Annotated in this window: 27 protein-coding genes and 1 tRNA gene; 3 read left to right on the forward strand and 25 right to left on the reverse strand. The window is 67.8% G+C overall.

Going from position 1 to position 26,881, the window contains the following annotated elements; translation table 11 throughout:
* Positions 1-22: 22 nt before the first annotated feature.
* Both ACFVM3_RS22530 and ACFVM3_RS22535 read right to left on the reverse strand, forming a co-directional pair.
* Complete coding sequence (locus tag ACFVM3_RS22530) at positions 23-1,396, reverse strand: lyase family protein (RefSeq protein ID WP_378441432.1); 1,374 nt, start codon at positions 1,394-1,396, stop codon at positions 23-25.
* Positions 1,397-1,421: 25 nt separating this feature from the next.
* Positions 1,422-1,961 carry a DinB family protein gene (locus ACFVM3_RS22535; RefSeq protein ID WP_378441499.1) on the reverse strand — a complete coding sequence of 180 codons (540 nt, stop codon included), beginning with the start codon at positions 1,959-1,961 and terminating at the stop codon, positions 1,422-1,424.
* 99 nt (positions 1,962-2,060) lie between these two features.
* Between ACFVM3_RS22535 and ACFVM3_RS22540 the strand changes: the two genes are divergently transcribed.
* Positions 2,061-2,133: transfer RNA gene (locus ACFVM3_RS22540), tRNA-Lys, on the forward strand.
* Positions 2,134-2,176: 43 nt separating this feature from the next.
* Here the strand turns inward: ACFVM3_RS22540 and ACFVM3_RS22545 are convergent.
* The 19 genes from ACFVM3_RS22545 to ACFVM3_RS22635 form a co-directional block, all read right to left on the reverse strand.
* Positions 2,177-3,346 carry a tyrosine-type recombinase/integrase gene (locus ACFVM3_RS22545; protein WP_378441434.1) on the reverse strand — a complete coding sequence of 390 codons (1,170 nt, stop codon included), beginning with the start codon at positions 3,344-3,346 and terminating at the stop codon, positions 2,177-2,179.
* Positions 3,346-3,543 carry an AlpA family transcriptional regulator gene (locus tag ACFVM3_RS22550; RefSeq protein ID WP_034319955.1) on the reverse strand — a complete coding sequence of 66 codons (198 nt, stop codon included), beginning with the start codon at positions 3,541-3,543 and terminating at the stop codon, positions 3,346-3,348. The genes ACFVM3_RS22545 and ACFVM3_RS22550 overlap by 1 nt, the downstream gene beginning before the upstream one ends.
* Before the next feature lie 10 nt (positions 3,544-3,553).
* Entirely contained in the window at positions 3,554-5,173 is a 1,620-nt protein-coding gene (locus ACFVM3_RS22555; RefSeq protein WP_378441436.1) for a replication initiator, read from the reverse strand.
* The gene (locus ACFVM3_RS22560) at positions 5,173-5,559 is read right to left on the reverse strand and encodes a hypothetical protein (protein ID WP_378441437.1); all 387 of its coding nucleotides are present in this window, start codon (positions 5,557-5,559) and stop codon (positions 5,173-5,175) included. Before ACFVM3_RS22560 ends, ACFVM3_RS22555 begins: the two co-directional genes overlap by 1 nt.
* Positions 5,556-7,112: an FtsK/SpoIIIE domain-containing protein gene (locus tag ACFVM3_RS22565; protein WP_378441439.1), complete on the reverse strand. Its 1,557-nt coding sequence runs from the start codon at positions 7,110-7,112 to the stop codon at positions 5,556-5,558. Before ACFVM3_RS22565 ends, ACFVM3_RS22560 begins: the two co-directional genes overlap by 4 nt.
* A 308-nt stretch (positions 7,113-7,420) precedes the next feature.
* Positions 7,421-7,675, reverse strand: coding sequence for an AMED_5909 family protein (locus ACFVM3_RS22570; RefSeq protein ID WP_378441441.1), 255 nt, complete (start codon positions 7,673-7,675; stop codon positions 7,421-7,423).
* Positions 7,653-7,901, reverse strand: a complete 249-nt coding sequence (locus tag ACFVM3_RS22575) for a hypothetical protein (RefSeq protein ID WP_219146367.1) — start codon at positions 7,899-7,901, stop codon at positions 7,653-7,655. The genes ACFVM3_RS22570 and ACFVM3_RS22575 overlap by 23 nt, the downstream gene beginning before the upstream one ends.
* Before the next feature lie 294 nt (positions 7,902-8,195).
* Positions 8,196-8,657, reverse strand: coding sequence for a hypothetical protein (locus ACFVM3_RS22580; RefSeq protein ID WP_378441443.1), 462 nt, complete (start codon positions 8,655-8,657; stop codon positions 8,196-8,198).
* Between the two features lie 19 nt (positions 8,658-8,676).
* Positions 8,677-8,973 (reverse strand): hypothetical protein, encoded by a 297-nt coding sequence (locus tag ACFVM3_RS22585; RefSeq protein WP_378441445.1) that lies wholly within the window; start codon positions 8,971-8,973, stop codon positions 8,677-8,679.
* A gap of 162 nt (positions 8,974-9,135) precedes the next feature.
* Positions 9,136-9,474 carry a hypothetical protein gene (locus ACFVM3_RS22590; RefSeq protein WP_378441447.1) on the reverse strand — a complete coding sequence of 113 codons (339 nt, stop codon included), beginning with the start codon at positions 9,472-9,474 and terminating at the stop codon, positions 9,136-9,138.
* 18 nt (positions 9,475-9,492) lie between these two features.
* The gene (locus ACFVM3_RS22595; protein ID WP_378441449.1) at positions 9,493-10,053 is read right to left on the reverse strand and encodes a flavoprotein; all 561 of its coding nucleotides are present in this window, start codon (positions 10,051-10,053) and stop codon (positions 9,493-9,495) included.
* Between the two features lie 5 nt (positions 10,054-10,058).
* Complete coding sequence (locus tag ACFVM3_RS22600; RefSeq protein ID WP_037319070.1) at positions 10,059-11,297, reverse strand: helix-turn-helix domain-containing protein; 1,239 nt, start codon at positions 11,295-11,297, stop codon at positions 10,059-10,061.
* Positions 11,298-11,400: 103 nt separating this feature from the next.
* Positions 11,401-12,528 (reverse strand): TIR domain-containing protein, encoded by a 1,128-nt coding sequence (locus tag ACFVM3_RS22605; RefSeq protein ID WP_378441451.1) that lies wholly within the window; start codon positions 12,526-12,528, stop codon positions 11,401-11,403.
* A gap of 944 nt (positions 12,529-13,472) precedes the next feature.
* Positions 13,473-14,156 carry an NAD(P)-dependent oxidoreductase gene (locus ACFVM3_RS22610; protein ID WP_378441453.1) on the reverse strand — a complete coding sequence of 228 codons (684 nt, stop codon included), beginning with the start codon at positions 14,154-14,156 and terminating at the stop codon, positions 13,473-13,475.
* 36 nt (positions 14,157-14,192) lie between these two features.
* Entirely contained in the window at positions 14,193-14,561 is a 369-nt protein-coding gene (locus tag ACFVM3_RS22615) for a hypothetical protein (RefSeq protein ID WP_378441455.1), read from the reverse strand.
* Positions 14,558-15,700, reverse strand: coding sequence for a cytochrome P450 (locus tag ACFVM3_RS22620; RefSeq protein ID WP_378441457.1), 1,143 nt, complete (start codon positions 15,698-15,700; stop codon positions 14,558-14,560). Before ACFVM3_RS22620 ends, ACFVM3_RS22615 begins: the two co-directional genes overlap by 4 nt.
* A 40-nt stretch (positions 15,701-15,740) precedes the next feature.
* The gene (locus ACFVM3_RS22625) at positions 15,741-16,487 is read right to left on the reverse strand and encodes an SDR family oxidoreductase (RefSeq protein WP_378441459.1); all 747 of its coding nucleotides are present in this window, start codon (positions 16,485-16,487) and stop codon (positions 15,741-15,743) included.
* Between the two features lie 29 nt (positions 16,488-16,516).
* On the reverse strand, positions 16,517-17,008 hold the full coding sequence (locus ACFVM3_RS22630; RefSeq protein ID WP_378441460.1) for a carboxymuconolactone decarboxylase family protein: 492 nt from the start codon (positions 17,006-17,008) through the stop codon (positions 16,517-16,519).
* Between the two features lie 107 nt (positions 17,009-17,115).
* A complete protein-coding gene (locus ACFVM3_RS22635) occupies positions 17,116-17,376 on the reverse strand; it encodes a hypothetical protein (RefSeq protein ID WP_378441462.1) in 261 nt (86 codons plus the stop codon).
* Positions 17,377-18,121: 745 nt separating this feature from the next.
* Here ACFVM3_RS22635 and ACFVM3_RS22640 point away from each other — a divergent pair.
* Complete coding sequence (locus ACFVM3_RS22640) at positions 18,122-18,454, forward strand: MerR family transcriptional regulator (protein WP_378441463.1); 333 nt, start codon at positions 18,122-18,124, stop codon at positions 18,452-18,454.
* A gap of 136 nt (positions 18,455-18,590) precedes the next feature.
* Positions 18,591-19,145, forward strand: coding sequence for a dihydrofolate reductase family protein (locus ACFVM3_RS22645; RefSeq protein ID WP_378441465.1), 555 nt, complete (start codon positions 18,591-18,593; stop codon positions 19,143-19,145).
* Here the strand turns inward: ACFVM3_RS22645 and ACFVM3_RS22650 are convergent, their stop codons facing one another.
* From ACFVM3_RS22650 to ACFVM3_RS22665, 4 genes are all read right to left on the reverse strand, one after another.
* Entirely contained in the window at positions 19,146-19,979 is an 834-nt protein-coding gene (locus ACFVM3_RS22650; RefSeq protein WP_378441467.1) for a MarR family transcriptional regulator, read from the reverse strand.
* 83 nt (positions 19,980-20,062) lie between these two features.
* Positions 20,063-20,791 (reverse strand): alpha/beta hydrolase, encoded by a 729-nt coding sequence (locus ACFVM3_RS22655; protein WP_378441469.1) that lies wholly within the window; start codon positions 20,789-20,791, stop codon positions 20,063-20,065.
* Between the two features lie 168 nt (positions 20,792-20,959).
* Positions 20,960-22,168 carry an amidohydrolase family protein gene (locus ACFVM3_RS22660; RefSeq protein WP_378441470.1) on the reverse strand — a complete coding sequence of 403 codons (1,209 nt, stop codon included), beginning with the start codon at positions 22,166-22,168 and terminating at the stop codon, positions 20,960-20,962.
* Positions 22,169-22,214: 46 nt separating this feature from the next.
* Entirely contained in the window at positions 22,215-26,681 is a 4,467-nt protein-coding gene (locus tag ACFVM3_RS22665; RefSeq protein WP_378441472.1) for a DUF6531 domain-containing protein, read from the reverse strand.
* Positions 26,682-26,881 lie beyond the last annotated feature (200 nt).

Here is a 26,881-nt window from a genome sequence, read left to right on the forward strand (position 1 = left end):
ACGGAGCCGGCGCGGGACCGGTTCAAGGAGTTTTCGGGTTTTCTTCGCGGTCCTCCAGCGCGGCGTCGGTGAGCACTCCGGCCGACCCGGTGTAGTTCGCCGGATCCAGCAGCTCGGCAAGGGAATCCGCAGGGAGCACTCCGGTTATCTCCGGCAGGCCGGAAAGAACCTCGCCGAGCGGCTTGTCCTGCTCCAGCGCGAGCTTCGATGCCTCCCCGAGGATCTCCTTGGCCCGCGCCTTGCCGAGCAGCGGGGCGAGCACGGTCGACAAGCGCTCGGAGACGATCTGGCCGTGCGTGAGGCCGAGGTTCTCGCGCATGCGCCCGTCGTCGACCACCAGACCGCGGGCGAGCTCGGCGGCCGTATGCGCGGCACCGCCGGTCAGGCGGAGGCATTCGCGCAGCAGCTGCCACTCGGCGTGCCAAGCGCCCGCGGACCGTTCGTCCTCGGAGACCAGGGCCTGGGTGACGCCGGTGGCCAGCACCGGGACCTGGAGCGCGGCCGACCGGATCAGCGTCGCGAGCACCGGATTGCGCTTGTGCGGCATCGCCGAGGAGCCGCCACGACCCTCGCCCGCCGGTTCGGTGACCTCCCCGACCTCGGTGCGCGTCAGGAACTGCACGTCGACCGCGATCTTCCCGAGTGCGGCCGCCGTGAACGCGAGGGCGGCCGCGAGGTCGGCCGTCGGGGTGCGGAGCGTGTGCCAGGGGAGTGTGGTCTCGGCGAGACCGGTCTCCTCGGCGAAGGCCGTCTGGAGCCGCTGCGGATAGCCGTCGGGCAGGTTCGCGAGGCGCGCGTACTCGGCGTACGCGGCCCTCGTGCCCGCCGCGCCACCGAGCGAGACCGGGAGGACGACCCGGTTCAGCCTGTCGAGCGCGTCGAGCGTCAACCGGCGCCAGCCCGCCGCCTTGAGCCCGAACGTGGTCGGGACCGCGTGGGCGGTGAGGGTGCGCCCGGCCATGATCGTGTCGCGATGCGCGTGGGCAAGGTCCGCCAGCGCGTCCGCCGTCGCCTCGAGATCCGCGACCAGGAGCGCCCGCGTCCGCGCGGCGACCAGCATCATCGCGGTGTCGAAGATGTCCTGGCTGGTGGAGCCGCGATGGACGTACTCCGTCCCGGCGGCCTCGGTCAGCTCCTTGATCAGCCCCACGACCGGGTTCGCCGTCGCACGAGCCGCCCTCGCCAACGCGACCACGTCGATCTCGGCCGACGCGGCGGCCTCCGTGATCGCTTCGGCGGCCGCCTGCGGGATCAGCCCCGTACTGGCCTGCGCCCTGGCGAGCGCCGCCTCCGCGTCCAACAAGGCCCGCACCCAGGCGAGATCACCCGTCGCCGCCTCGGCTGGCGTGCCGGCGCGGACCGGGGACAGGAGGCCGGAATCGGGATCGGCGTTCATCACCCCAGCATCGCATTTCAGGGTTTCAGTGGCCTGTCCTCCCGTCGATGCGCTCGCGCAGGAGGTCCGCATGGCCGGCGTGACGCGCGTACTCGGCGATGTGATGGGTCAGCAGCCACCGCAACGAGAACGGCTCCCCGTCGCGCCGGCTCTTGCCCGTGTCGTCGAGCGACGCGGCCGCCACGATCTCCCGCGACCGCGCACACTCCTCATGCCAAGCCGCCCACGCGGCCTCGACGTCGCCGCCGGTGTCCTCGAAGTCCTGCTCAGGCCACTCGTCGGAGTAATAGAGCAGCGGGACGTCCTCGCCCGCGAACTGCAGGCGGAACCACCAGCGCTCGGTACCCGTGAGGTGCCTGAGCAGCCCGTGCAGCGACAACCCCGACGGCTCCACCGCCCGCAGAGCCATCTGCTCCGGCGTCAACCCCTGGCACTTCAGCTCGAAGGTGCGGCGATGCCAGTCGAGGGTGGACGTCAGGATCTCGCGCTCGCTCGCCACGCGCGGAGGCTCCGGACGGTCGCCCTCCCAGCTGGCCGCGTAGTTCTCGTCGGGGATCGTGTCCATGCTCACGACCATGGCAGAGACCCCCGACAATTCCGTGGCGTTCCGGCGGCCGCCCCGGCATCCTGGTGGCCGACGGCGGTCTACTAGACTCAGCCGCACGGGCCGTTAGCTCAATTGGTAGAGCTGCGGACTTTTAATCCGTAGGTTCTGGGTTCGAGCCCCAGGCGGCCCACTCTTTCGCCTGGTCCACGCGTTGTGGCCACCCAAGACCAAGATCATCTCCCCGGTTTATCCCCGGTTTTGGGTTGAACGGGTTTATCCAGGAGCCCTTCCAGGGCCTTCGCCGTGGCCGGGTCGACCGTCTTCCGCTCCAGGTAGTTGTCCTGCGTCATCGACACCCGCGAGTGGCCGAGCTGGTCCGCGATCAGCCTCGTCGGCACCCCCGCGTCGTCCAGCGCGGTCGCGGTCGTCTTCCGGAAGGTGTGCGAGGTGACCCAGAGGAAGTGGTCGCCACCGCGGATTTCCCTGATGACCCGCAGGACGTTGTTCGGATCGCGCATTCCGCCGGTCGTGCTGGGGAAGATGGGTCCAGACGCCGCCGCCCGCTTCGTCAGCAGCTCCACGGCCCAGGAGGGGAGCGGGAGCGCGCGTTTGCTCGACTCGCTCTTCGGACGCGGCTTGCGGAGCAGCCCCTGGCCCTTGATCCGGACCACGGTGTGCGTGATATCGACCGTGCCCGCGATCAGGTCGACGTCCTCCCAGTACGTCGCGAGCGCTTCACCGACCCGGACACCGGTCGCCATCATGAACCGGGACAAGTCGGGCAGGTCCCAGCGCACCGCCTTCTCACTCGCCTCCAGTCGCGCCAGCCACCCAGCGCGTTCGTCCGCGTCCAGCGCGCGAGGCTTCTTCTTCGCCGTCGGGATGCGCCGAGTGTCCCGAGTGGGGTTGCCGTCGATCGCGTCGTACCGAGCCGCCAGCCCGAGCATTCCCGAAAGGACGGTCCGCGCCGTCTTCGCCGTCGAAGCTCCGACGTTGAGCTGAAGAGCCCCAAGGAAGCGATCCAGCCGCATCACGGTGGCTTCCCGCACCCGCAGCTCCCCGAGGCCGGGCACAACGTGAGCGTTCAAGACCGATTCGTACGCGGTCTCGGTGGTCGGCGACTTCTTGCCGTCCTCGACGTCTTGCCGCACCTGGTCCATCCAGACTTCAGCCAGCACCTTCAGGTACGTCTCCCGCGTGATCTCGCCAGTCGTCGACCCGGTCCATTCGCGGAACACGTCCTTGAGTCGCTGCGCGGCCTTGCCTTTCGTCTTCCCAGTCCGCTCTACCTCGCGGGTCTTGCCGTCGAAGTCGCGGAACAGCGCACGAGCCCGGTACCCGCCCGGAACAGCCGAATACCGGATCTCCCCGTACGTTCCGATCTCCAGTTGAGGCCGAGGCATCAGGCCACCTCGACGGCCAGCTGATCAACCCACGCCCGGACGTCCTCGGGGCGGTACCGCACGTATCGGCCCATGCGACGGCCAGCAGGGCCGTAGCCCTTGCTGCGCCACTGGTACAGCGTCCCGACAGGGACACCGAGGTATGCCGAGACGTCTTCCACTGTCCAGAGTGGATCGATGTCGTGCACGTTGTTCATGTGATCCCCCTTAGGCCGCGAGTGGAGTTGCCGAAAGATTCGGTGGACTCTGTGCGGCTAGTAGTGCTTTGTCGTACTCGGCTTTCCAGGTGATGCGTTCGGAGATGGCGTGCATGACCAGGTGGTCCCGTGGTGGCACGGAGGGGTCGCCGGAGTCGACCTTGCGCCAGACCAGCCGTGCCGGGTCGGGTGTCGGTTTCTCGATCCCGACCGCCGCCAGCGCTTGCAGGACGAACGCCTTCCGGTCCGCCTTGTGGTCGACGAGCGTCTTGCCGGACCACTTGCGCGAGACCAGCACCCGGCGCCCCGGCAGGCCGAGGGTGGTCCGCCGATGAGCACGGCCCTTGCAGTGGCCCGGTGTGGTCTTTCCGTTGGCGCCCTTGGGGTTGATGCCGTAGAGCAGCCACACCGCGCACCGAGGCGAGCAGGGTGTCACCGATAGTTCCGCGTGCAACCGGTCGTGGTGATCCCTCTGCCGGACCGTGTCGGCTTCGACCACCTCACCCGTGGATTTGGTGAGGTACTTGGTCAAATACCCGATGTGCCGCCCAGCTTCTTCGGTCCCGCCGAGGATGCCCTTGGAGTGGACCTGACGGCCGAAGGTGACCACGTGCGCCGGGTGCTCCACGGCCTCTATCGCGTCGTCCCAGTCGGTCAGCGGTGCGCGGGTGTCGGGGTCGACGAACACTCTGGCGTCGCCGTCCCAGACCGGCATCCGGTCGACGTAGACGACCTGGTCATGATTGGGCCACCAGACCTGGTGATAGGTCGCTTCGGTGACCTGTCGGATCACGTCATGCGGGAGGGATCCCCGAATCGCCGCGTGCAGATGGGGCGCCGCGCGTCGTTGGGGTTCGACGGTGGCGAAGTACTGCGCGTCCCAGCCGACCACGCGCCGGAGGTTCTGCCACCAGCGGTCCACCAGTGCGGAGAAGTGCACCGCGTCCCGAGCCGCCCGCCGGTAGTCGTAAGTCGCCGGGTCGACCGGTGCGCCGTCGGAGCGGACTGGGCCGTAGGTGTCGCAGGTGAGTGTGACGAACATTGACGGCCGGAACCGCCCGGCATACTCGCGGCCCACGGTGGTCTTGGCGACCTTGCGCCGAGGTAGGTTGGGCGCGTCCTGCCGCCGCTTGGTCGAGCGCTTCACCGCCTTCTTGGTGGGCAGGTCGATCGAGGGGAGACGGCCGCGCATCCCGAGTTGCCGAAGTTCGTCGTCGACGCTCTGGATCTCCTCCCGCAGCTCGTCGGCTTCGGCCTGGTTCGTCTCTTGCTGGTAAGCGGCGACGAGGTCAGCCCGGAACGCTAACAGCTCCGTTTGGGTCTCGGAGGGTGGCTCTGGGGTGAAGTCCGGTTCGGTGTCTATGTGCCAGCCCTCGCGGCACTGGACCTGTCGCAGTGCCTTCGCCTTGCGAGCGCACGGCAGGCAGACCGATTCGACCGTCGAGCCACACGGGACGGGGACGTAGCGGAGTTCGCCGGTGTCGGTGTCGCCGACCTCCATCGTGAACGGCCGAACGCACACGCCGTGCTTCTCAGCGGTCGCTTTCACCACGTCCGACGCCAGGGGCTCACGCATTCGAGCGGCCCGGGTTTTGGCCGGCATAGTCACCGCGGATTCCTGGGCATTCATCAGGCAGCCACCTCCCCAGGCGTGTTCCACTGCCGCAGGACGAACACCGGCATCTCCTGCCGCATCCCCGCAGGCAGGTCCGGGAAGGTGGCTTCGTCGAACCAGACACCGCCGTAGACGACCACGGGGATGCCGCAGGGAGTCCGGCCGCTGAGTTCCAGGTGCACCGACCCGCCGCCCGCAGGACGCCATAGCGATGCCGTCACGTCGTCGAGCGAGGTAGCCCAGGTGAGCAGTCCGCTGGCGACGTCCTCAAGACGGTCGGAGTCGAGCTGCACCGTGATCGGATCAGGACCCACGCCGACCCGGACGGACGCGGCCGGAGGAAGCGCGAACGAGTCGAGGTGATCGCGGAGCGCGTCGAGGAAGACCATCAGCCGGTTCATGCCGCCCTCCCCTCGGAGACGATGTGAGCGCCGCCGTTGGTCACGTAGGTCTCCAGCGCCTTGATCTGCTCGTCGGCGACCCAACCGGCCCGGACGCGTAAGGGTTCGCGGACGCCTTCGCCCCAGACGTAGCCGACACCGGCTTCGGAATCGCCGATGCGGTTCGCCCACGCGCCCCGTTCGTACGCGCCGTCGCCGAGGACCATCCCGACGTGGGTCTTAGAGGTCACCCGCAGACAGACACGGCGCGGGAACAGTTCACGAACCGGGACGGTGTCCTTTGTGGGTTCCTGGACGTAGCCGCGCACCGTGATCCCCAAGGCCCGGCCCTGCGTGGTGAGGAGCGCGACCTTCTCCACGATCGCGTCACGGGTCTTGCGGTCGGTGTACTTGGTCAGCGCGCCGATCTCGTCGAACTCCAGAACTTCAAGCGGATGCTCGACGCTGATCGGGATCATGCGCACGCGTCCGGCGAACTCATGCTTGCGGGCTTCCATCTCCTCAAGCAGGCCGTCGAGGAGTTCGAGCGCCTGCTTGCCAGTCACCGCGTACCGGGCGAAGATCCCGCGCCCGTAGGCGAGTTCCATCCCCTTGGGATCGATGCCGGACACCCGGACCACACCGGACCTGATCGCGGGTGCGGCCGACACGAGCGGGCACCACATGACCGAGTTCTTGCCCGATCCGGTCGCGCCAGCGGTCAGGCAGTGCGCGCCCGAGCCGACCAGCGGAACCCGCCAGTCCGAGCCGTACTCCGTGGTCCCGGACCACACATGCCGCAGAGCCACGCCGAGCCCATCGGGTGCCACCAGGTCAGGAACCGGCAGGGAGGTCACCGCGGATTTGAGTAGGTCACGGCGCTGGAAGTCGATGGAGACCACGTTGGGCTCCAGTTCCCGCACCTGGCACCGCTTGACCTTGCGCGCCACCGCCAGCGCCCGCGCGGCCTCGTCGAAGTCCTCGGGCTTCTGTCCCGGAACGAGCTGCACCCGCACCTCATCCCACGACGACCCAGACCGGACCTTGAGCACCTTGGGCACCTGAACGGCCCGTGATGCCGAGGCGGCTTTGCGGGACAGCAAACGTCGACGGCCGACCAGGTTCACCGTGACTTCCACCGGCAGCGTCTCGTCCCGGATGCTCAGCCCGCAGGCGTGCAGCCAGGCCGGGAGCTTGCGCGCGTAGACCGCCCAGCGCATCCACCAGGACCGCAGGAACCGGCCGCAGTGGTGGTCATAGGACACCACGTTGAGCAGCCGCCACGACGTCAGCGCGGCAATGACCAAGCTCGTCATGACCGCCAGGGACAGCCACCCGAGGTACTGCCACCACGCCATGATCGCTACCACGGTGAGGCTGGTCCGCCAGCGCGTGATGACTTGCTTTCCCAGCCACAGCAACGATTTGAGTAGCCACCAGAGGGCGATGAACACCAGTGCGGCCGCCGCCAGGACTTCCAGGATCGTGGCGAGCGCGCGGCCGAGCTTGTGCAGCAGCCACACCACCACGCCGAGCACTCCGCCGCCGATGAGAAGGACACCGATCCCGTTCATCGGCGACCACCGCCGGTCAGGTCCAGCGGAAGCATTCCCCGGCAGGGAGCGCATTCGGTCTCGCCGGACAGCAGCTTGGCGAACCGCTTACAAACCGTGCAGCGCGTTCGGGTGACCCCGTCTAGCGCCCGCTTGTTGCCATCGTTTAGCGTTGTCATTGTTCACTTCCAGAGGTTGTGGACAGCGCAGGAGCGGCAAGGTTGGTAGCCGGATTCCGCTTCTGCGCCTTACCGGACAAGAAAAGCGTTTGAGGACGTGTTTGTACGCCGCACGTCCCCGCGTGCGTTTTTCGCTCTGTCATTCAGTTTTCAGCTGGCTTGCGACTTCTCCTGCTGAATCTGCGCGGCCACCTCCTCGGCCTTGCGTTCCTCGTAGCCGACCCAGTAGCGGAGTTCGTGGTGGTGACCTCGGTCCACATCGGACACGGCGCGATACATGCGCGCGTTCTCCTTGTGGAATTTCAGCCACGTCGACAGGTTCGAACCGGGTTTCGGGCGGCGAGCGGAAGCGACGGCGTGTGCGTCCGCCAGCGTCTGCGGCTCATTCCGGCCGGGCGTCGTCATCACGCACCGCCTTGTGCTTGTCGAGGAACACGGCCAGTTCGTCCGCGCTGTCGCGGATTTGGCGAAGGAGCCGGATGAATTCCGGCCACGCGGCCGGGTCGGACGGCGGCAGGATCGCCAGGCTGTCCGGATCGAGGTAGATCACTAGGGCCGGGTTCGCCGAACCATTGCCCTGCATCCCCGCGACCGCCTGCGGCCCCGGCTTCCACATCGCGTTGAACGCCACGGCCCTGCTCCTCCTCACTGTGAGCGCGGATCTCCCACGACCGCGCGTTCTCCTCGAATCCCTCAGCTGCCGCTGTCACGGCCGCGAGCACCCACCACGGCAACTGGCCTTCCGAAGCGAGGTCCCGCCAGGCCGACGCCACCGCGAAGGAAGCAACGGCTAGGTCATGCGCCGCCACGGAGTCGACCGCGTGCGCCCTCAGTGCGCTGTAGTGGTGGTAGGCCATCTCCCACGCCTGGACCAGGTGCGGAGGAACCACGGCCACGCAGCGGCTCCCCGGCACCCCGCCCGGCATCACGCAGCCTTGGGCGTCGACTCAGCGGAACCTGAGGCCCGGCCCGACTTCGAGGCACCGCTAGCGGCCGCAGCCTTGAAGCCGGTCGCGCGGAACGTGTACGACTGGTACTTGAACTCGCCCTGACCAGCCACCTTCGGCTCAGCCGTCAGGCCCTCCAGCTCGATCGGCCGCATACCCGGCAGCACCTCGGACGTGGTCGGCACCGGCTGCACATCGGCCAGCAGCGTGATCTCGAACGACGCGCGCTTGGCCTTGACCTCGTCCGGGTCGGTCACCGTGACCTTCCACTGACGCTTGCCCGTCACCTCGTCGACCCGCTGCCGCGCCGGACGACCCGAAGCACGGTCCTCACGCGACTGGTACTCGTTGTCCGGCGACACCTCACCGACCATGACCAAGCCCTGACCGAAAGCCTCGTCGAACTCGATGGGGAACCGGAAACCCTTGTAGATAGCCATTTATTGCTCCTAAGTGTGATCAGTCGTTCTTGCGCGTGACGGCGTCGTCGGCAGCGTCGGACCACTGGTCATGGAAGGAAGAGGTATGCGAGCGCGTGCGGTGCTGGGTTTCGCACCACTCGCTGAACTCGCTGGCAGCGGCCGCGAGACTCTGCGCGAACCGTGCTGTGTCCATCAGGCCGCCGATACGGGCGGGCACCTGGACGATGAAGGAGGTCTCTTCACTTCCGGCGACGAGCTGACGAACGCCAGGAGAGGGTGAAACCACCGCCGCGCCGTAGCCGACGAGGGGCTGAATCACCACGTGAATGCCCATGTGTGCTCTCCCGATGTCTCGGTCTCGGCGAGCCCGGTCGGGCGCGCTGGACACAGGAGACACCCAGTGAGCAGCCTCACCCCGGACAAACTGTCCGGGTAGGTACTAGCGGGGGAGAGCGTGCTCAGAAATGACGGCTCACCTGGCGTGACGTAGCTGGGTTCAGGAGGCTCGGTACTCGTCGAGGAGGCGGAAGAACACCTTCAGAGGTTCCTCACCGTCGGAATGCGCCTCGATGGCAACCGCCCAGCCAGCAGACATCGACCAGCCAAAACGAGCCTCGATCCATTGGGCGAACGGACCGACAGCCCCCATCGTGAACTTCTCATCGAGTCCGTGAACGTCCAGGGCGACGCCGTAGCCGAAGAGGATGCTCTCCAAGTCCCGCAAAGACCGTTGCCGGAGCCACATCCCCGGCCGAAGCCGGATCTGGTCGAGGATTTCTTGAACGTTCTGACACTGATCGATGGGTTTCGGCCGTTCCCCAGACGCAGCTGTCACACCGTCGATCTTACCGAGCTAGCCCGGCGACGGGACCGCTGCGTTCACCGCGGAAAGTACGGCTGACCAGGGCAGCTCCCTCCCGGGAGCGCTCCGCGGTTCATGCAGCGGCCACACGTCATCCCCGTACACGAGACGCACGCCAGCACGCCGCAGCGCGTCGATGTGGGTTTCCCAGGACGGGTGACGAGCGTGCGCGGCGTTCACGCGTGGGAAGACGACGACCGGAAGGTTCAGAGTTCCGATGGCCTCGTTGACCTGCGTCAGGGCTTGATTGTCGGCGATGCCCATCGCGAGCTTGGCGACCATGTTCGCCGAGGCAGGCGCGACCAGGTAGCAGTCCGGGGCCGGATGCGGGCTGGTTTCGGCCGGCGAGCGCGGCTCCACCCGGACCGGGAACCCGGTGGCCTCCTCGATCTCGGCGCGGCCGCCGTTCTCGTCCAGCCAGCGGCCCGCCGTCGGGGTCAAGGTCACCGCGACCGTCCAGCCGTCCTCCTGGAGGGGGCGGATCACGCGCGGAAGAAGGTCCTCAACACCACCAGCACCCGAGCCCACCAAGCTCAGAACACGCGACGCCACCCGACCTACCTCACCGCGCCGCAGCGCTCAGCCAACGCCAACAAGGGCGAGGACTTCTTACCAGCTGTCGCCGGGGCACGGCGATACATCGACCGCACGACCTCCCGCACCGCCGTACTGTGCCGCACGATCCCCGGCGCCTTCTGCTCAGCCGTCAGCAGCGCTGACAATGCCTCGTCATCCTTCGCGACCAGGCTCAACGCCCGTGCGAAGTCGATCAGGTGCGTGACCTGCCGCTCCACCGGCAGATGGTCGACGCTGATCCTCGGAGCCGACTCGATCACCTGCGAAATGTCGCCCAGATCCAGCGCCGCCGACAACCGGTGCAGCTCGACGTTGGCCGGGCCGAACCCGGTCTGCCAGTGGTTCGCGTCCACGCCGAGCTGATCAGCCGCACGACCCGCGTGAGACAGCAGCTCGTTCGCCGTCGACCGGTCCTGTTGCCGAGCAGCGGCGACAGCCGTCCGCAGGTAGAGCATCCCGTACAGGCTCAGCGCGGCCGGATCACCATCGCGCATCCTCGGAACCAGCCACTTCGCGGCCACGTCCCCCAGCTCAAGAGCGTCATCGAACCTGCCCACCGCCAGCAGCGCGTGAGTACCGGACCGGGCAGCGGAGGCCAGGACCAGCGGGTCGTCTGCCTCGTCGGCTGCCTGCATGGCGCGCTCTGCAGCGATCCAGGCGAGGTCGGCTTCACCGATCTTGCTCAACGTGGTTGCGGCCAGGTGGTGGACGCGAGCTGACACCGCTGCACAGGCCCGCCGGTAGGCCGCATCATCGGCCGAGGCGGACTCCATGCCCTGACTGGTCTTGATCAGACCCGGCAGCGCCGCGACGACACGGCCAAGGTCACCCTTCTGATAGCTGGACCAGGCACCTTCCACCAGTTGAGCCACCGGGGCCGGGTCGATGTACTCGGGCGACATGGCCGAGGAGAACAGGGTGCGGGACAGGCGTCGCGGGGCCATGAGCGCGTCGCGGATGGCCGGGACGTCGTCGTTCTTGTCCTCGTCCTCCATCAGCACCGGTTCGCCGAGCAGGTCTCCCAGCGTCACCCGCAGACCCCGCGCGACGTCAGCCAGCACATCCAGACGCCGGATCTCACGTTCACCGCGCTCGATCTTGCTCAGCCAGTCCTCGGTACGGCCCACCAGGTCAGCAAGAACCGCCTGCGATAGACCACGCCGCCGCCGGTAGAAGGCAATACGCTCCCCGATGCTGAGCTGATCACCCGCACCACGCATACCCCCAGGCTACAACGTAGGAGTCCTGTCTACGTGTAAGGCTAATTCTATTCAGGCGTAAAACTTCCTGAAGTTCCTACTTGTTACGCTGATAGATGTCCTCTCAGGCATCAAGAACGCCTTCCCTTTCGAGGACGAGACGCACTTCTTCGAAGCTTGCGGAGATGTTGCCTTTGGGGAACCTTATTTGACCTAGGCCGTTAATGTTTGAAAACTCTTCGCAGCCTTCCTCTAGCATGACGATGGCGCGAGAGAAGCCTAGTCGCCCTTGGAAAAGCCCGACTTCGTGAATAACGTTCATTCGCGCAGTTGTGCTCCCATCTTGTCGTTCGTCTTCTGCTGTGAGTACAAGAAATGCAATTATGGAGCTGTCGAGCATGCCAATTAGGCGCTGAATGTTTGTTACGCCCGCCACTGGAACCCTGTTGAATTCATCGTATGGCAGCTTTAGGCGGTCGCTGAGAAAGTCCTTCAATTCGCGCCATTGAAGGGAGCGCCCGTGTCCAATAAATACGTTTGTTCCTGTATTTACGGTCGCCAGTGAACCGCCTTCGGCCCTGCGCGCGATATGTCGAACTGTGGAGACTACCGTGGACTTCAGTTCGCGACAGGCGTCAAACGGTGCAATTATCGCGAGCATGTCGGCCAGGATCTCTTGGTGTGGAGCAACTTTAAGCCCGCCGTCGAGGGCGGCGGAGTCGCGAGTGATAATCTGTCCTCGGGGGAGCCAAGCCCGTGCAATCTGTGCCATTAAAGCAATTTCTAGGCCTTCAACCCGTTGTTCCGCTTGAGCCACGTACGTGTCGGGAACGTACTCTTGATAGGTCTTCAATATTGACAAGACATCTTGCTTCGATGTTTCGAATTCTGTCGCGGCTTGCGCCGACAAGGCCCGCACGTCCGCTAGGTCTGGCTCGCCAGCTACCTCGCGAATTTTGGCCTGGACGGTACCCTTATTGTATTCTTTCCAGTTGTCGCTCGATCCATGAAAGGTTCCAGCAAATCCCCACTCGCGGCTAAAGTGATCGCCGGGTGCGACAGGCTTGAAGTTGTGGTAATAGACATTTGCGTGATATCCCAGTGATGATCCCGACCAAGTCTCACCAACTTTCTCCGCCGCATCTTTCATGTGCACCACTGGTTTCATGACGCTGCTCTCTGCGTCAACAGCAGCATACTTGTCTAGGCGAGCAGCGACCTCGATCAACTGTTCATCTGAAGCTTGTGACACTGGGTGGCTCCTTGTGATTGCCGAACTTGGCTCTATGGGATCAAGGGCGCGCCGCCGCCGGGCGGCGCGCCGGGCGCGTAGGTAGCCCCTCGCCTGGGCGGCCGCGCCGGTTCCCGACACGGCGGGCTGCCGCTCCGCTCCGCCCACCGGCCGGGCGACGCGGCCGCCAGCGGGTCACCTTGCGCAGCGCCACCCAGCGGCGGCGCACATGTCCCCATAGCCAACGTCGGCCCTCCTCAACGAGCGTCGTGACATACCGGTCGTCGGTGTATCGCCACCTGTTACGCGCCGTCGTCTATCTCCTCCACCCCGACGCCTGATCGTGACAACGGCCGGTAACGCCGCGTCAAGGCTGGAAAGCATGCCTTGACCCGACGCCACCGGCCGCGTGCTGGCTTCGTATCGGGATGAAGGGGAGGTGTGGGCAGTAGAATGGCGTCACGCGAACGTGCGCGAGACCAGGGCGAGAAGCATGATCATCTCCCCGGTTTATCCCCGGGAAACGACCGCAGACGACGCCAAACGATCACAGGCCATGATCGTTATCGGTCAGAGTTCGCGCTGGTGAGAGCGGTTGTCGGCAGCTAACGGCAGACGTCCGCAGGCCCCGCCCAAGATTCCGTAGGTTCTGGGTTCGAGCCCCAGGCGGCCCACTCACTCGACGTCCTCGCCGACCAGCGGGGACGTTGGTGTTTCCGGCGCATGTTCCCGCGGCTTCGCGCCGTTGATGGTCACGACCGAGCACGCTCGGCCGCGAGCACCTCCTCAGGCCCGAGAACAACCGAGTCGAGGTGGCCGCGCCGTAGCGGGCCACCTCGGCTCAGCGGATCAGCGCGTAGCGAGACCGGGATGACGACTTTCGCGTTGCGCCGCAACCGTTCCTACGGCGCGGTCCTGATCGCTATGGACAGCGGAGCCGAGGAGTGCCGCTACCGGGAGCGCGGTCAGTACGCCACTGTGACGACCTTCCTGCTCGCCTCGGGCTGGTCGATCAGCCGCAGCATGAATTCGGCCGCGTCCGCGGCCGCGATGCGGAGGGCGGCGCGCAGGGTGTGCCCGTAGGCCGTCCGGTAGCGGCCGGTCGGCGGTCGGTCCATCACGTACGGCACCCGCATGACCGTCCAGTCCAGCTCACAGCCGCGCATGAAGTCCTCCATCAGCGCGACATCGACGAAATGAGCGCCGAGCACCCGCCTGGCCACCGGTGTGGCGAAGTACCGCATGATCAGCCCCGCGCCCGGTTCGCGTTTGGGCGGGTGCGGGCGACCGGGCGTCGGCACGGTCGAGACACCGACCCCGCTGACGACGAGCAGGCGGGGTACCGACGCGGACTCCACCGCGGCGGCGAGCGCCATGGCACTTTTCGAGACGATGCCGTGCTCGGCTTTCTTGCGCGGGCCGATCGCCGACAGCACCGCGTCAGCGCCGTCGACCGAGTCCTTGAGCAGGGCCGGATCCGCGTGGCTCAGGTCCGCGGTCACCACCCGCACGTTCGGCGCACTGTGCACCTGGGCGCCGAGTTTCGCCGGATCGCGGGCCACCGCCGTGGTGTCGTGGCCCGCGGCGATGGCCTGAGCCAGGACCTGCTGTCCGACCAGGCCGGTCGGTCCGAAGATGGTCAGTTTCATTTGCTGCTTCCGTTCTTGTCCGCGGGAAACAGGGCATCAGCCAGCGAGACGGGGCGACCAGACCTGTGCCACCAGCACGGTGCTCGCCCCGAACAGCGCCACCCCCAGAGGCACATGGACGGCGAGATCACCGCTGCCGCCGACCACGAACTGGACGCCCACCAGCACCAGAAGGATCGCGCTGACGACCAGGTATCGCGGCGATCCGTGGCCCGCCCGCCACACCAGGAGCGCGGCGACGATCTGCAGGACCATCGCGACCGTGACGAGGGGGCCGGTGGCGTGGTGCACCGAGCTGCCGCCCTCGCCGGACAGGAGCAGGCCGGCGGTGATCCCCTGCACCAGCAGCGTGGCCGCCAGGAACAGCGAGCTCGCCTTCAGCAGGCCGAAGAACCGCCCGTTCACCACGTCACCCGCAACGCGCGCACGCCGTACACGAGGCTGAAGACACGGAAGTCGATCGGTTCCTCCGGGTCGGCCAAGGCGAGGCCGGGGAAACGCCGAAGCAGCGCCGGGAGGGCGATGCGCAGCTCCATCCGCGCCAGTGGTGCACCGAGGCAATGGTGTGCGCCATGCCCGAAGGCGACGTGGCCGGTCGTTCCCCGGGTGATGTCGAACGTCTCGGGATCGTCGATCAGGGCGGGGTCGCGGTTGGCGGCCGGGATCGAGCAGATCACGAGCGATCCCGCGGGGATGTGGTGCCCGGCGACCTCGACGTCCGTCGTGGTCGTCCGCGGCGGCAGCGACTGGACGACGGAAAGCCAGCGCAACAGCTCCTCGACGGCGGGTTCGATCAGGCCGGGATCCGCACGGAGTACGGCCAGCTGATCCGGGTGCCACAGCAGGGCCAGGGTGCCGAGCCCGAGCATGTTCGCGGTCGTCTCGTGTCCCGCGAGCAGCAGAAGGCTCGCGACGCCGGTCAGCTCATCGGAAGTGAGCTCGTCGCCGTGCTCGCGCACGAGCATCCCCAGCATGTCCTCGCCAGGATCCGCCCGCGCGCGGGCCACGAGAGCGGCCATGTAGTCGTGGTCCTCCCGCTGTGCCGTCACCCGCTGATCCACCGGCAGCGAGGTGTCGAGAATCCGCGCGGCACGTTCGTGGAACTCGCCGCGGTCGGCATAGGGGACACCCAGCAGCTCGCAGATCACCAGCGACGGCACCGGCAACGCGAAGTGCGTCACCAGATCGGCCGGTTTACCGGCGCCCTCCAGGTTGTCCAAGGCCGTTCGGACGATCTCGGTGATCCGCGGCTCGAGTCTGTTCATCCGCCGGACGGTGAACTCCGGCGTGAGGAGCCGTCGCAACCGTGTGTGGTCGGGCGGATCGAGCCTGAGCAGCTGTCCCGCCGTGACGTCCTCTTGCCCGGCGCCCGGCAAGGGCGTGGCGCTGCTGAACCGGGCCGGATCCGCCAGCACCTGGCGGACGTCCTCCTTGCGGCTGACCAGATAGGCGGGCAGGCCGAACGGGGTCTCGACCCGCACGACTCCCTCGCCGTCGCGAATCCTCGCCAGCTCCGCGACCGGGTTGAGACCGTTCCTTCGCATGTGAATCGGCATTGTTTCGGTCATTTTCTGCCTTTCCGGTTCAGGATCGGGCGTCGAGCCACTCGGCGAACGTGGGGCCCGCGAGCTTGGCGTGCGGGCTCGGCAGGAAAGCGCCGGCGGCCGCGATCTCGGCGTCGGGCATGCCGGAGCCGTCGACGCCGATGACCTCGATACCCCGGCGGGAGCCGAGGAGACGGGCGGCGTCCGCCATGATTTCCTTGCGGGGCCCCGCGATTTCGGGGATCGGCGTTCCCGGGTCGCTCGTGTCGACGGCGAGATCGACCAGTTCCTCCGCGACGGTGCGGCAGGCCACGAGCTGGGTGGGCAGCGCCGGCAAATGGACGACGTCGCTCTGCTGCCAGTCCAGGAGCTGGCCGACGAACTCGTGGAATTGCGCGGCCCGCAGGAGGCGAACGGGAAGAGGCCCGGCCAGAAGGAGTTCCTCGTGCACCTTCTTGGCGGCGAGGAAACCGGCGGTGGCCTTGTCGGCGCCGATGATGGACGCCGCGGCGATCCGGGCGACCCCAGCCTGACGGCCGGCTTCGTGCAGATTTCGGGCCGACGTACGGAAGAACTCCGTCGCCGCTTCCTGCTCGGAGCCGTGCCATGAGGCGACGTCGATGATGACCTCGACTCCGGTGAGTGCTTCGGCGAGTCCCTCGCCGGTGATGATGTCCACGCCGGTGGCCCGGGACATCGGCACGACGTGGTGCCCTCGTTCGGTGAGGACGTCGACGACGTGTCGTCCCAGCCGTCCGGTCGCTCCGGCGACCGCGAACTTGCTCATGGTTCAAGCCTTTCTCGAAGACGGAAGATTCAGTCGGTGTAATTGCGGCCGGGCGGCATTCCGGGAATCGGCTTGGCGATGAGCGCGGCGGGGGCGAAGAAGCCGATATGCGCGATCGCCATGACGAGCGTCCAGAGTTCCTTGGCGTCGTAGCATTCGGATGCCTTGGCGTACAACGAATCGGGGACTCGCTCGCCGGACGGATTCGGCGTGAGGACGGCCTCCACGAGTTCCAGCGCGATGCGTTCGCCTTCGGAGAAGCAGGTGGCGTCGTGCCAGGTCGCCACCGCGGTGATGCGTTCCTCGGGCTCCCCGGCTTGCCGGAGATTCTTGGTCTCACGAATGGTGAAGTACGTGCTGCCGAGCAGTTGCCCGGCGCGCAACTGCAGCAGGGCGATGGTCGTCGAGGGGATCGCACCGTTCTCGAGGACCTTGTGCAGGCCGCCCGCGACCTCGGCCATCTCGGGAACGAAAGGAATCGGGTTGGGCATACGTGACCGCGGGCCCGTCGTCGTGGACATGAGCGGACTTCCTTTTCTCTCGGCGTTGTGCCCAAGAGATCCCGGCGACGTCGATCCCGTGACAGATCGGCCTTGTGACACAGGCCACCGGAGAGAGTTCGCCGTGTTCAGGCCCCGAGACGGTTGTAGATCCGGCTGGCCAGCGTGGCGGCCAGCTGGTTCAAGGCGCTCCAAGGTTCGGCGAGCGCGAACCGGCCGAGCAGTTCCGCCACCGCGTAGGCCTCGGCTTCCGAGAGCAAGGTCGCGCGCTGGTCTCGCTGCCCCTGCTCGACCAGCCGGCTGAGCGCTTCGGCGTACTCCTCCAGGTCACGCACCTTCGCCAGGCCGTACCGCTCGTCGAGCGAATCACCGGCGAGGTCGTCACTCATGGTCGTCTCTCCTTCTGTCTTCACCCGTCCGACGCGCCGCAGAAAATCTATGGTGGCTGGGGTAGACATTCAACGCCGGGTGTGGGTAATCTTCTCCTCGTACCGAGAAAGACAACGTCAAGCAGGCGCGGGAGATGACGGAACTACCCGCGAGGTGAGACAAGCCGGTCAGGCGGCGTGGGGCCGATCAAGGAACAGGTCCCGCACGGTGATCGGGAGCAAGACCCCGGGGCCGGGTTGTGAAGAGGTTCGACCAGGTAGTGCCGGCCCTGGCAGGAAAGTGCAGGACGCGGGCGGAGCAGGTGCGTCCGTGGAGAAAACGCAGTTGTAGTCAGTGAATGCGGTTGCAGGACCGGTCAGGTGGCCGGAGCCGATCGGTGATGGGGCTCCGGGCAGTGACCAGCGGCGTCAGCGTGCTGGGACCGATCAGTGGAAGGGTTCCCGTCGTTGGCGTTCGCAGCAGGTGAAGTAGCAGTACCCAGCAAGGTGAGAACACAGGAAAGAAGGGAACGGCAACATCATTGGATCGCCCGCAGCGGCAGGGTAGCGCCGCGCGGGTGCCGTAGTTCCATCGAGTTCGGAGGTGGTTCGCGGTCACGAATGAGCGATCCCCGCGAGGTCCGGCTTCCCAGCGGACGCGGGTGCAAGAGGCCGGCGGTCACGTCGGTTGACAATGGTGAAACCCAACCCTGAGGACCCCGGGTGCCGTTCTGGCACCCGGGGTCCTTTGTGATGTGGAGGTGGAATGATCCCTGACCAGAACGGACCGGCCACGCCCGACGGGGCCGACAAATTCGATGACGAGCACTACCCCGCCTACACGATGGGCCGGGCAGCCGACATGCTCGGCGCCACCCAAGGCTTCCTTCGCAGCCTCGACGAGGCCGGTCTGATCACCCCGCAGCGTTCCGCCGGCGGCCACCGCCGCTACTCCCGGCACCAGCTCCGCCTGGCCGCCCGGGTGCGGGAACTGGTCGATCAGGGCACCGCCGTCGAAGCCGCCTGCCGCATCGTCACCCTCGAAGACCAGCTCCACGAAGCTCAGCGTCTCAACGCCGAACTCCGCGCCGACGACTGAAATCCCCACCCTGTGAACGCCCTTGTCCGGACCGGGCAAGGGCGTTCGTGCGTGGATGTCGAGACGGCCGGGCCTGCTCCGACTCCCTCCTGAAAGCGCCGGACAGCGGCGCCACAGGAGCGAAGGAGGCCTTGCGATGAGCAAGGTGGTGCTGGATGTGTCGATGTCGCTGGACGGCTTCACCGCCGGGCCGAACGTCCGGGCCGAAGAGCCCATGGGCGACGGCGGGGAACGCCTGCACGAATGGATGGCCGGGGGAGCGCCCGACGCCCGCGTCTTCGAGGAGGTGAACGCGATGGTCGGGGCGACGGTCATCGGCAGGCGCACCTTCGACCTCGGGTTGCGGCCGTGGGGTGGGACCCCGTGGCCCGGTGTGCCCGGTTTCGTGGTCACCCACCGGACCAGGGAAGACCTCCTCGGCGACAACGGCGGCACGTTCGCCTTCGACGGGCTGGAGGCAGCGGTCCGCCGTGCCAAGGACGCCGCGGGGGACAAGGACGTACTCGTGATGGGCGCCGACGTCGCCGGGCAACTGCTGGCCTCGGGCCTGCTCGACGAGGTCTATCTCCACCTCGCTCCCGTGGTGCTGGGGCAGGGGACCTCCGTGTTCGCCGGGCACTGGGGCGAGCTCATCCCCGAGGGTGAAGCTGTCGCGGGCGTCGCCACCCATCGGCGTTATCGCGTCCGGTGACTACCACGGGATGGTGGCTCGGATGGCGGCCGAGACCGGTTCGAGGTCGGCGACGAGGCGCTTGACTTCGCTAGGGCTCAAGGCGTTGTACGGCGCCTCCGCGAGCCGGTCGGTCATCGCCTCGACGCGCTCTCTCGCGGCCCGGCCGGAGTCGGTGAGCCAGCCGTCGGTGCCGATCAGGCCGCGGTCGCGCATCCCGTCCACGACCGCGGCCAGCTGTGCGGCGGGGAGATGCCAGACCCGGCCGAACTCGTTCGCGGGGATGCCGACGGACAGGGCGTGGAGCACGTGGCACTCGGTTCCGCCGATGCCTTCGGTCAGCAATGCGGCGGTGTGGCCGTCGCCGCGATGTTCACGCAACAGGGTGGCCGCGTGCCACAGCCGCGCCACGGGTTCCTCCGGCACCGGGAGCGTTCGGACGGCGGCGAAGAGGGCGCGTCCCTCGACGGGCGCGCTGGTCGCCGCCTTCAGCAGGAGTTCGCCGGCGCGCGTGACGCCGGGGTCGTCGGCGAGGTCACCGAGGATCCGCCGCATCCCCGCGACGCATCCTCGCTCGCGGGCGGCCAGCGCCGCCTCGGGCGTGGTCAGCTCCCAGACCTTCGGGAGATGACGTGCCACCTCGCCCGGCGCGAAGTTGTAGAAGATCGCGTGGATCACCTCGGCGGGTACCGACCGGCCGAACGGCGCGGCCCGCCCGGCGAAGTAGGCGTCCCACGGATTACGCAGGCCGAGCGCCATCAGCGCCTCGTCGGACTCGTCGGCGAAGTAGGGAATCAGGCCGATCGGCTCGACCAGGTCGTACATGCGGCGGGCGACGGGTTCCGGGTGCGACATCGCGTCTCCTGTGGTCGTGGCGGCGCCCTCGTGGCGACCGCTCGACTACCCCACGAACGGCGCACCCGGAAATCGACATCGGCCTAATTCAGGTGCCGGGCGATGAACCGGCCCGCGGAGTCTCCTTCGAAGTGCGGGACGCCGGTGTGCCCGCCCATGTTGGCGTGCAACGTCTTCTCCCGCGAACCGAAGGCGTCGAACAGGTCGAGGGCGTGCTGCCGGTCGTTGCCTTCGTCGTCCCACTGCAGCAGGACCAGCAGCGGGATGGTGACCTTCCGGGCCTCTTCGAGGATGCTGCGGGGCACGTAGCTTCCGGCGAACAGGACGGCGGCCGCGATCCGGGGTTCGACCACCGCGAGCCGCGTGGCGATGGCGATCACCCCGCCCGAGAACCCGACCGGGCCGCCGATTCCGGGCAGCGCGAGGAGGGCGTCCAAGGTGGTCCGCCATTCCGGGACCGCCGTTTCGACCAGCGGGAGGACGAGCCGGTCGACGATGTCGCCGCTGACCGGCTCCCCGGCCTTCAGCGCGCGCTGAAGGTCGGCGCGGGCCTCGTCGACGGCGGGGAAACGGGGCCGGTCACCGGCTCCGGGGAGTTCGATGGTGGCCGCGGCGTAGCCCGCCGCCGTGCAGGCCAGAGCCCTGGCCGCGAGCCGGGGGTACATCTTGCCGAGTCCGCCGGGATGACCCATCAGGATCACCGGGGCCGGCGCGGCCGCGGGTTCGGGCGTCCACAGGATTCCGGGGATGTCGCCGAGGGTGAATTCGCGCTCGAAGGCGCCTTCGAGACGTCGTTCGGAAGTGAAGTGCATGGTCGTGCCTTTCGGAAGTGCTCGTGAAACGGCGCTCCCGGACGACCTATCGCCCGACCGTGACCCCTGAGGGGAGCACCCTGGTCGAAATGTCCACGGGTACCACCTCCTCGTTCGCTCGCACGGCCTCCGGCAAGGTAGCAGCGGCCGCGATCGCGCGCCAGCGCTTTACCCGATGACCGAAAGCCCGTCCGCCACGACGACGCCGTCGTGCAGCACCGTGCGGTCCTTGCCGCGGTCCATCACCGCGCTCGTCGGGGTCTCGCCGTCCACCAGCACCAGGTCGGCGCGGTCGCCGACGGACACTCCCGGCCGGTCGGCGACACCCGCCAGCCGCGGGACGTCGTGGCTCATGATCGACGCGCCGCCCATCGTCGCGACGGCCAGCGCCATCTCGATCAGGTCGTCGCGGCGGAAGCCGTTGGTGAAGGCCAGCTGCCAGGTGCGGTCGAGCAGGTCGCAGTTGCCGTAGGGGCTCCAGTAATCCCGCTGGCCGTCCTCGCCGAGACCGACGCGCACACCGGCGGTCGTGAGGTCCGCGAGCGACAGCTGTCCGTCGGTGGACGGCGCGACGGTCGCCATCGCGATGTCCAGTTCCGCGAACGTGTCGATCAGGCGGCGGCTCACCGATTCCGAGATCGAGCCCAGTTCGTACGCGTGCGACAGGGTGACCTTGCCACGCATGTCCAGCGCGCGGACCCGTTCGATCACCAGGTCGGTCGAGAACACGCCGAGGTGGCCGGGTTCGTGCAGGTGGATGTCCACCTCGACGCCGTACTTCTCGGCGAGCCCGAACACGACGTCGAGATGCCCCTTGGGGTCCTTGTCCAGCGAGCACGGGTCGATCCCGCCGACGACCGTGGCACCCGAGCGCAGCGAGGCCTCCAGCACGTCCGCGGTGCCGGGTTCGCGCAGGATCCCGGCCTGCGGGAACGCCATGATCTCGACGTCCGCGTGCTGGGCGAAGCGCTCCTTCGCGGCGAGGACGGCGTCGAGCTTCTCGAGCCGGCAGTCGACGTCCACCTGCGCGTACGTGCGCACGCGGGTGGTGCCGTTGGCGATCATGCGCTCCAGCGTCCCGATGACGCGTTCGGGCAGCGGGACCTCGGCGTGGCGCCAGTTTTCGCGGTCGTTCAGCATCATCGCCCATACGCCCGGCGCGCCGGTGTGCGGCCGGAACGGCAGGCCGATCCGCGTCGAATCCAGGTGGACGTGCACGTCGCTGAACGACGGGAAAAGCAGCCGCCCGCGCCCTTCGACCGTGTCCGGAGCCGGCGCGACGGCGGGGTCGTGCGGCCGCACCGCGGTGATCCGGCCGTCGGCCACCTCGACGTCGCTGCGCTGTCCACCCCAGGGACGGACGTCACGGATCATCACAGAAGACACCTCTTTGGTATACCAAATCCGGCGAGGGGCGGCAACGTCACTTGGTGTGCCGGTACGGGCGCGTGTGCCCGGTCTCCGCGTTGTGCTTGGTGATGTGGTCGATCCCCATCGCTTCGAGCCTCGGGTACTCGGTCACGTCGAACACGTTGTCCTCGCGGCGATGCGGGTAGATGTCGTGTCCCTTGCCCGGCCAGTAGGGGAAGACCACGTGTGTGTCCTTGTTGGAGTTCTTGGCGAAGGTTTCGGAGACGAAGTCCCATTTCTCCTGGACGAGCGGTTTCCTCGGGTCGTTGGGATCGTTGATCCACCCGGGCATCTTGATGTTGTTGTCCTTGAGCGTTCCTTCGAGGGTGTTGCCGCCGTTCTGCTTCGCGATCTTGGTGGCCTTCTCCTCGACCGAGCCGAGGTACTCGTCCTCTTCGCCGCGTTTGCGCTTCTTGGTGCCGCCGGACCAGAAGAAGTGCTTGTCCGCCTTCAGGATCTGCTCGAGTTTCGGCTTGAACTTCTCGAACTCCTCCTTCGACATCTTGTCGACGTCGACGGGAGGCTTCCGCGGGCTCCTTCGCAAGGGCTGGGGTTGCCCACTGGGGCCGACCGGTTGGGGCCGCTGTTGGCTGCCAGGGCCGCTCCGCCCACAGGGCGGGACGAGACCGAGCGGGTCACCGATGAGCAGCGGCTGGTCGACGTAGCCCACGGGGTTCGGCGCGGCGGCCAGGCCGAGCGGGTCCTGGCTGAGGTACCGCGAGGTCCTGGGGTCGTAGTACCGGAAGACGTTGTAGTGCAGCCCGGTTTCCTCGTCGCGGTGCTGGCCGGGGAACGCGAGCGGCATCGACGCGGTGTCGGCGCCGGGCAGCGGCACCCCCCAGAAACTGCTGCGGTCCTGCCAGACCAGCGTGCCGTGTTCGTCGAGCAGCTCGGTGGGCGTCCCCGCGGGTGACGTGATCACGGCACGGAACACGGCGTCTTCGAGGGCCCCCGTGCGCTCGATCTGCACGACGGGGCGGTCGTCGTCGTAGCGTTCCCAGGTCAGGAGCCGGTAGGACTCGTCAGCGGGGTCGTAGTCCATCCGCTCGACCACGTTCATCCCGCTCCACAGGAACCGGACGTCGTGCGTGAGCCCGGCTTCGCCCTCCGCGTCGATCAGCCAGCGGCGTTTGGCGAACCGTCGTCCGAGCGCGTCGTAGTGGTAGGTCCAGAGCGCGCCGTCGGGGGTGCGCACGGAGCGCAACCGGTCGAGGTGGTCCCATTCGTAGGCGCAGGACCGGTCGGCGGTGACCCGGCCGCGCTCGTCGTCGCTGTAGACGCCCTCGCCGAGGGCGATGGCTCCCGCGGCGTCGCGGGTGAACCGTTCGGTCCCGGCGGGCCCGCGCGCCTCGCTGACCCGGCCCGCGGTGTCGAAGGTGAGCTGCCATGGCCGGATCGCGTCGTCGACGGCGGCGAGCCTGCCGTCCGGCCGGTAGGCGTAGACGCGCGGCCCGACACCCGCGATGTGCTCTTCGGCGAGCCGGTCTTCGGCGTCGAATCGCCGCCGGAGCACCACGGTGCCGTCGACGCTGCGAGTGACCTCGCGTCCGGCGTCGTCATAGCCGAACTCGACTTCGTGGCCGGCGATCCGCAGCGACCTCGGCAGTCCTGACTCGGTGAACCGCCACTCACTGTCCACACCGGACGACGTCCGCCGGACGAGCACGTCGCCGTCGTGGCGCCAGCACACGCCGAGCCCGTTGATCGTGTCGACGACGACCCGGTCCCCGTCGTCATGGACCATCTCGACCCGCGATTCGGTGTTCTCGGCGACGATCATCCTGCCGAGCGCGTCGTATTCGTACAGCGTGACGTCGTCCGGGGTACGCCTCGCCACGACGTTGCCCTGGAGGTCGTAGTCGTACTCGGTCGCGTCACCCGTACTGCTGATCATGCGAAGCAGTTGTCCCGCCGCGTCGTACGCGTAGCCGATCCGGCGGCCGTCGTAGTCGACCTCCTCGACGAGCCTGCCCGCGGCGTCGCGGACATAGCGCCAGGTGCGGCCGTTCGGGTTGGTCACCGAGGTGAGACGCAGTTCGCCGTCGTAGGTGAACAAGGTGCGCGCGCCCGCGGCGTCGGTCTCTTCCAGCACGAGGCCGAACGGGCCGTACTTGCGGCGCCGCGCGGCACCCGCCGCGTCGCGGTGCTCGACGACGTGACCTTCGGCGTCGTGCACCCACGTCTCGCGGCCGCCGTCGGGCCCGAGGCGCCACGCGCGGCGTCCATCGGCCGTCCAGCCGAGCCTCGCCGCGCCGCCGGAGGCCGTGTACGCGAGGCGGGGCCGGCCGAACAGGTCGCGATCGCCGGGACGATCCGGCATGGGCGCGTCGGTGAGCGGGTCGGGCGCGTCCGGGATCTCCACCGGCATCCCGGTGCCGACCAGGGTGGTGGCCGGGTCGAACGCGGGGACCGTCCGCCGGACGTCGCCCGCCGACAGCCGGACCTCGCCGTCGGCGTGTGTCACCAGCACCGTCGATCCGCCGGGGCGGTGGACGGCGACCAGTTCGCCGTCTTCGTCGTACTCGTAGCCGGTCTCCCGGCCGAGTTCGTCCACTTGGGACAGCAGCTCGTCGCGCCGGTTCCAGGAGTAGCGCTGGGAGTTGCCCAGCGGATCGACGCGTTCGACCAGTTGCCTGGCGTCGTTGAGGCGGTACGTCCACGTGTGCCCGTCGGCGTCGGTGTGCCGGGTCGTGCCGGGTTCGTAGACGAACGTCGCGTTGTAGTAGCCGCTCGCACCGACGGCGCGGACACAGCGCCCGGCGTCGTCGTAGACGTAGCGGTACCAGGTGCCCGTGCGGTCCTTCCAGCCGACGAGCCGGTGTCCGAAGTCGTAGTCGAGGGTCATGGGGCGGCCCGCGTAGTCCATGACGGTGCTCAGCTGGCCGAGCCGGTTGTACGAGAAGCGCACCAGCGGCGGCTGTCCCGGAGCCCCGAGCGCGACGATCCGCCCGTTCGCGGTGCCGATCGCGAGTTCGACGCCGTCGGCGCGGCGGAGTCGCGCGGGCGTGCCGTCGGCCGCGTAGGCGAACTCGGTGCGGACGCCGTTCTGCTCGATGGCCGTGATCGGCAGGATCCGGCCCACGCCGGCGAAGTGCAGCTCGCGATCGCCCATCGACAGCCGGTAGCCGTCCGCCGCGCGGTGCAACCGGTGCCGAGGGCCTTGCACCGGCAGGACGGGGCCGCCCGCCGGGACGGGATAGGTCAGCACCATGCCGTCTTCGGCGTAGAACAGGACGCGGTCGCCATGGACGGCCAGCCGTTGGTCCATTGTGGACGTCCAAGATGGACCGAACCAGCGGCCTGCGGTGTAGGACGACAGATGCGTGCGGGAGAGTTCGAGATCGCCCGCGTCGCCGGGCAGGGTCACGTCGACCTGCTTCATGACGACTTCGCCGGTCGCGACGTCGACGGGGTCGCCGCAGTAGTTCTTGGAATCCGACGACGTCGAGCGGTCGCCGTTGCCGTCCTTCTTGGTGGTGTCGGTGTTGCCGCCCCGGTCGCGGGTGCCACCGCCGCCACCGGTGCCGCTGGTGTTCGTCTGGTCGTTGTCGGTCTTGGTGGTGTTGTTCTTGTCGTTGGAGTTGCCGCCACCGCCGTTGCTGCCGTTGTCGGGCTTGCCGTCGGCGCTGGAGCTGGTGGTGCCCTCGTCGTCCTTGTCCTTCTTGGGGTCGATCCCGCGGTCGTTCCCGCCCTTGGTCTTGGGCGGCGGCGGGGCGTCCACCTTGCCGCTCTGCAGCTTGCGCAGCGCCTTGGCGGCGTCGTCGAAGAGCGTGTCCGCCCGCTTGAGCAGCGGCATCAGGCCCTTGAGCGCCTTGACGAGCTTGGTGGTGAGGTCGGCGATCTTCGAAGCGGTCTTGGCGACCGCGGTCACCACCTGCGGCACCACCCAGGTCAGGCCGATACCGAGGGTGAACAACACCTGCAGCGCCCAGCTGATGAGGTGACCGACGAGCTCGGCGATGATGTCGCGGACCAGGGTGCGGACGGCCGCGACGACCTCGCCCGCGGTCTTGACCCCGCTGGACGCTCCCTCGCAGCCCTTCTGCGCGGCGGTGAGCACGGTGACCGTGTCCTGTGAACGTTCGCGGTAGCGGTCCGCGGCGTCGCCCGTCCACGTCCGCAGATCGGCCTCGACCAGATCGGTCAGATCCGTGCCGATCGCGCCGAGTTCCTTGGCGATGTTGGCCCAGGTCTCGGCCTGCGCCTTGATCTGGTCGGCGTCGCCGGTCAGGGCGTCGAGAGCGTCGGAGAGCGGGCCGACGTGTTCGAGCAACCAGCCGACGCCGGCGGCGAGGATCGAACCGAACGGGTCCATGGCCATCGACAGCGCGTCGAGAGCCGTACCGACGGCGCCCATCGCGACCGCGGCCCAGTCGCCCTTCTCGATGCCTTCCTTGAGGTCGATCGCCGATTCCAGCAGCGGGACCCCGGAGTGGTCCTTGGTGGAGTCCTGGCGCTCAGCGACCAGCGGATTCGCCATTTATGCCGTCTTCCTGCTTCGGGATCCTCGCCGACCGGGCAGACGATTTCTACCATCGCCGCGCTCCGGTGCCCCTTCGTGGAAACGATCTTTGCCCGCCCGTCGAGAGGACGGCCCGTACGGGCAGGGTCTTGCGAGTTCTGCCATGCGGAAGTTAACCTCCGCAGATTGAAATTGCCCGGCATCGCTCGCTTCTATCG

This window comes from Amycolatopsis sp. NPDC057786 (assembly GCF_042797905.1).
GTDB lineage: Bacteria > Actinomycetota > Actinomycetes > Mycobacteriales > Pseudonocardiaceae > Amycolatopsis.

What these genes read in the sequence shown, in the direction of transcription:
- ACFVM3_RS22530 (WP_378441432.1), bottom strand. Translation starts at nt 1,396, where the DNA reads ATGAACGCCGATCCCGATTCCGGCCTCCTGTCCCCGGTCCGCGCCGGC.
- ACFVM3_RS22535 (WP_378441499.1), bottom strand. Translation starts at nt 1,961, where the DNA reads ATGGACACGATCCCCGACGAGAACTACGCGGCCAGCTGGGAGGGCGAC.
- ACFVM3_RS22545 (WP_378441434.1), bottom strand. Translation starts at nt 3,346, where the DNA reads ATGCCTCGGCCTCAACTGGAGATCGGAACGTACGGGGAGATCCGGTAT.
- ACFVM3_RS22550 (WP_034319955.1), bottom strand. Translation starts at nt 3,543, where the DNA reads ATGAACAACGTGCACGACATCGATCCACTCTGGACAGTGGAAGACGTC.
- ACFVM3_RS22555 (WP_378441436.1), bottom strand. Translation starts at nt 5,173, where the DNA reads ATGAATGCCCAGGAATCCGCGGTGACTATGCCGGCCAAAACCCGGGCC.
- ACFVM3_RS22560 (WP_378441437.1), bottom strand. Translation starts at nt 5,559, where the DNA reads ATGAACCGGCTGATGGTCTTCCTCGACGCGCTCCGCGATCACCTCGAC.
- ACFVM3_RS22565 (WP_378441439.1), bottom strand. Translation starts at nt 7,112, where the DNA reads ATGAACGGGATCGGTGTCCTTCTCATCGGCGGCGGAGTGCTCGGCGTG.
- ACFVM3_RS22570 (WP_378441441.1), bottom strand. Translation starts at nt 7,675, where the DNA reads ATGACGACGCCCGGCCGGAATGAGCCGCAGACGCTGGCGGACGCACAC.
- ACFVM3_RS22580 (WP_378441443.1), bottom strand. Translation starts at nt 8,657, where the DNA reads ATGGCTATCTACAAGGGTTTCCGGTTCCCCATCGAGTTCGACGAGGCT.
- ACFVM3_RS22585 (WP_378441445.1), bottom strand. Translation starts at nt 8,973, where the DNA reads ATGGGCATTCACGTGGTGATTCAGCCCCTCGTCGGCTACGGCGCGGCG.
- ACFVM3_RS22600 (WP_037319070.1), bottom strand. Translation starts at nt 11,297, where the DNA reads ATGCGTGGTGCGGGTGATCAGCTCAGCATCGGGGAGCGTATTGCCTTC.
- ACFVM3_RS22610 (WP_378441453.1), bottom strand. Translation starts at nt 14,156, where the DNA reads ATGAAACTGACCATCTTCGGACCGACCGGCCTGGTCGGACAGCAGGTC.
- ACFVM3_RS22620 (WP_378441457.1), bottom strand. Translation starts at nt 15,700, where the DNA reads ATGCGAAGGAACGGTCTCAACCCGGTCGCGGAGCTGGCGAGGATTCGC.
- ACFVM3_RS22625 (WP_378441459.1), bottom strand. Translation starts at nt 16,487, where the DNA reads ATGAGCAAGTTCGCGGTCGCCGGAGCGACCGGACGGCTGGGACGACAC.
- ACFVM3_RS22630 (WP_378441460.1), bottom strand. Translation starts at nt 17,008, where the DNA reads ATGTCCACGACGACGGGCCCGCGGTCACGTATGCCCAACCCGATTCCT.
- ACFVM3_RS22635 (WP_378441462.1), bottom strand. Translation starts at nt 17,376, where the DNA reads ATGAGTGACGACCTCGCCGGTGATTCGCTCGACGAGCGGTACGGCCTG.
- ACFVM3_RS22640 (WP_378441463.1), top strand. Translation starts at nt 18,122, where the DNA reads ATGATCCCTGACCAGAACGGACCGGCCACGCCCGACGGGGCCGACAAA.
- ACFVM3_RS22645 (WP_378441465.1), top strand. Translation starts at nt 18,591, where the DNA reads ATGAGCAAGGTGGTGCTGGATGTGTCGATGTCGCTGGACGGCTTCACC.
- ACFVM3_RS22650 (WP_378441467.1), bottom strand. Translation starts at nt 19,979, where the DNA reads ATGTCGCACCCGGAACCCGTCGCCCGCCGCATGTACGACCTGGTCGAG.
- ACFVM3_RS22655 (WP_378441469.1), bottom strand. Translation starts at nt 20,791, where the DNA reads ATGCACTTCACTTCCGAACGACGTCTCGAAGGCGCCTTCGAGCGCGAA.
- ACFVM3_RS22665 (WP_378441472.1), bottom strand. Translation starts at nt 26,681, where the DNA reads ATGGCGAATCCGCTGGTCGCTGAGCGCCAGGACTCCACCAAGGACCAC.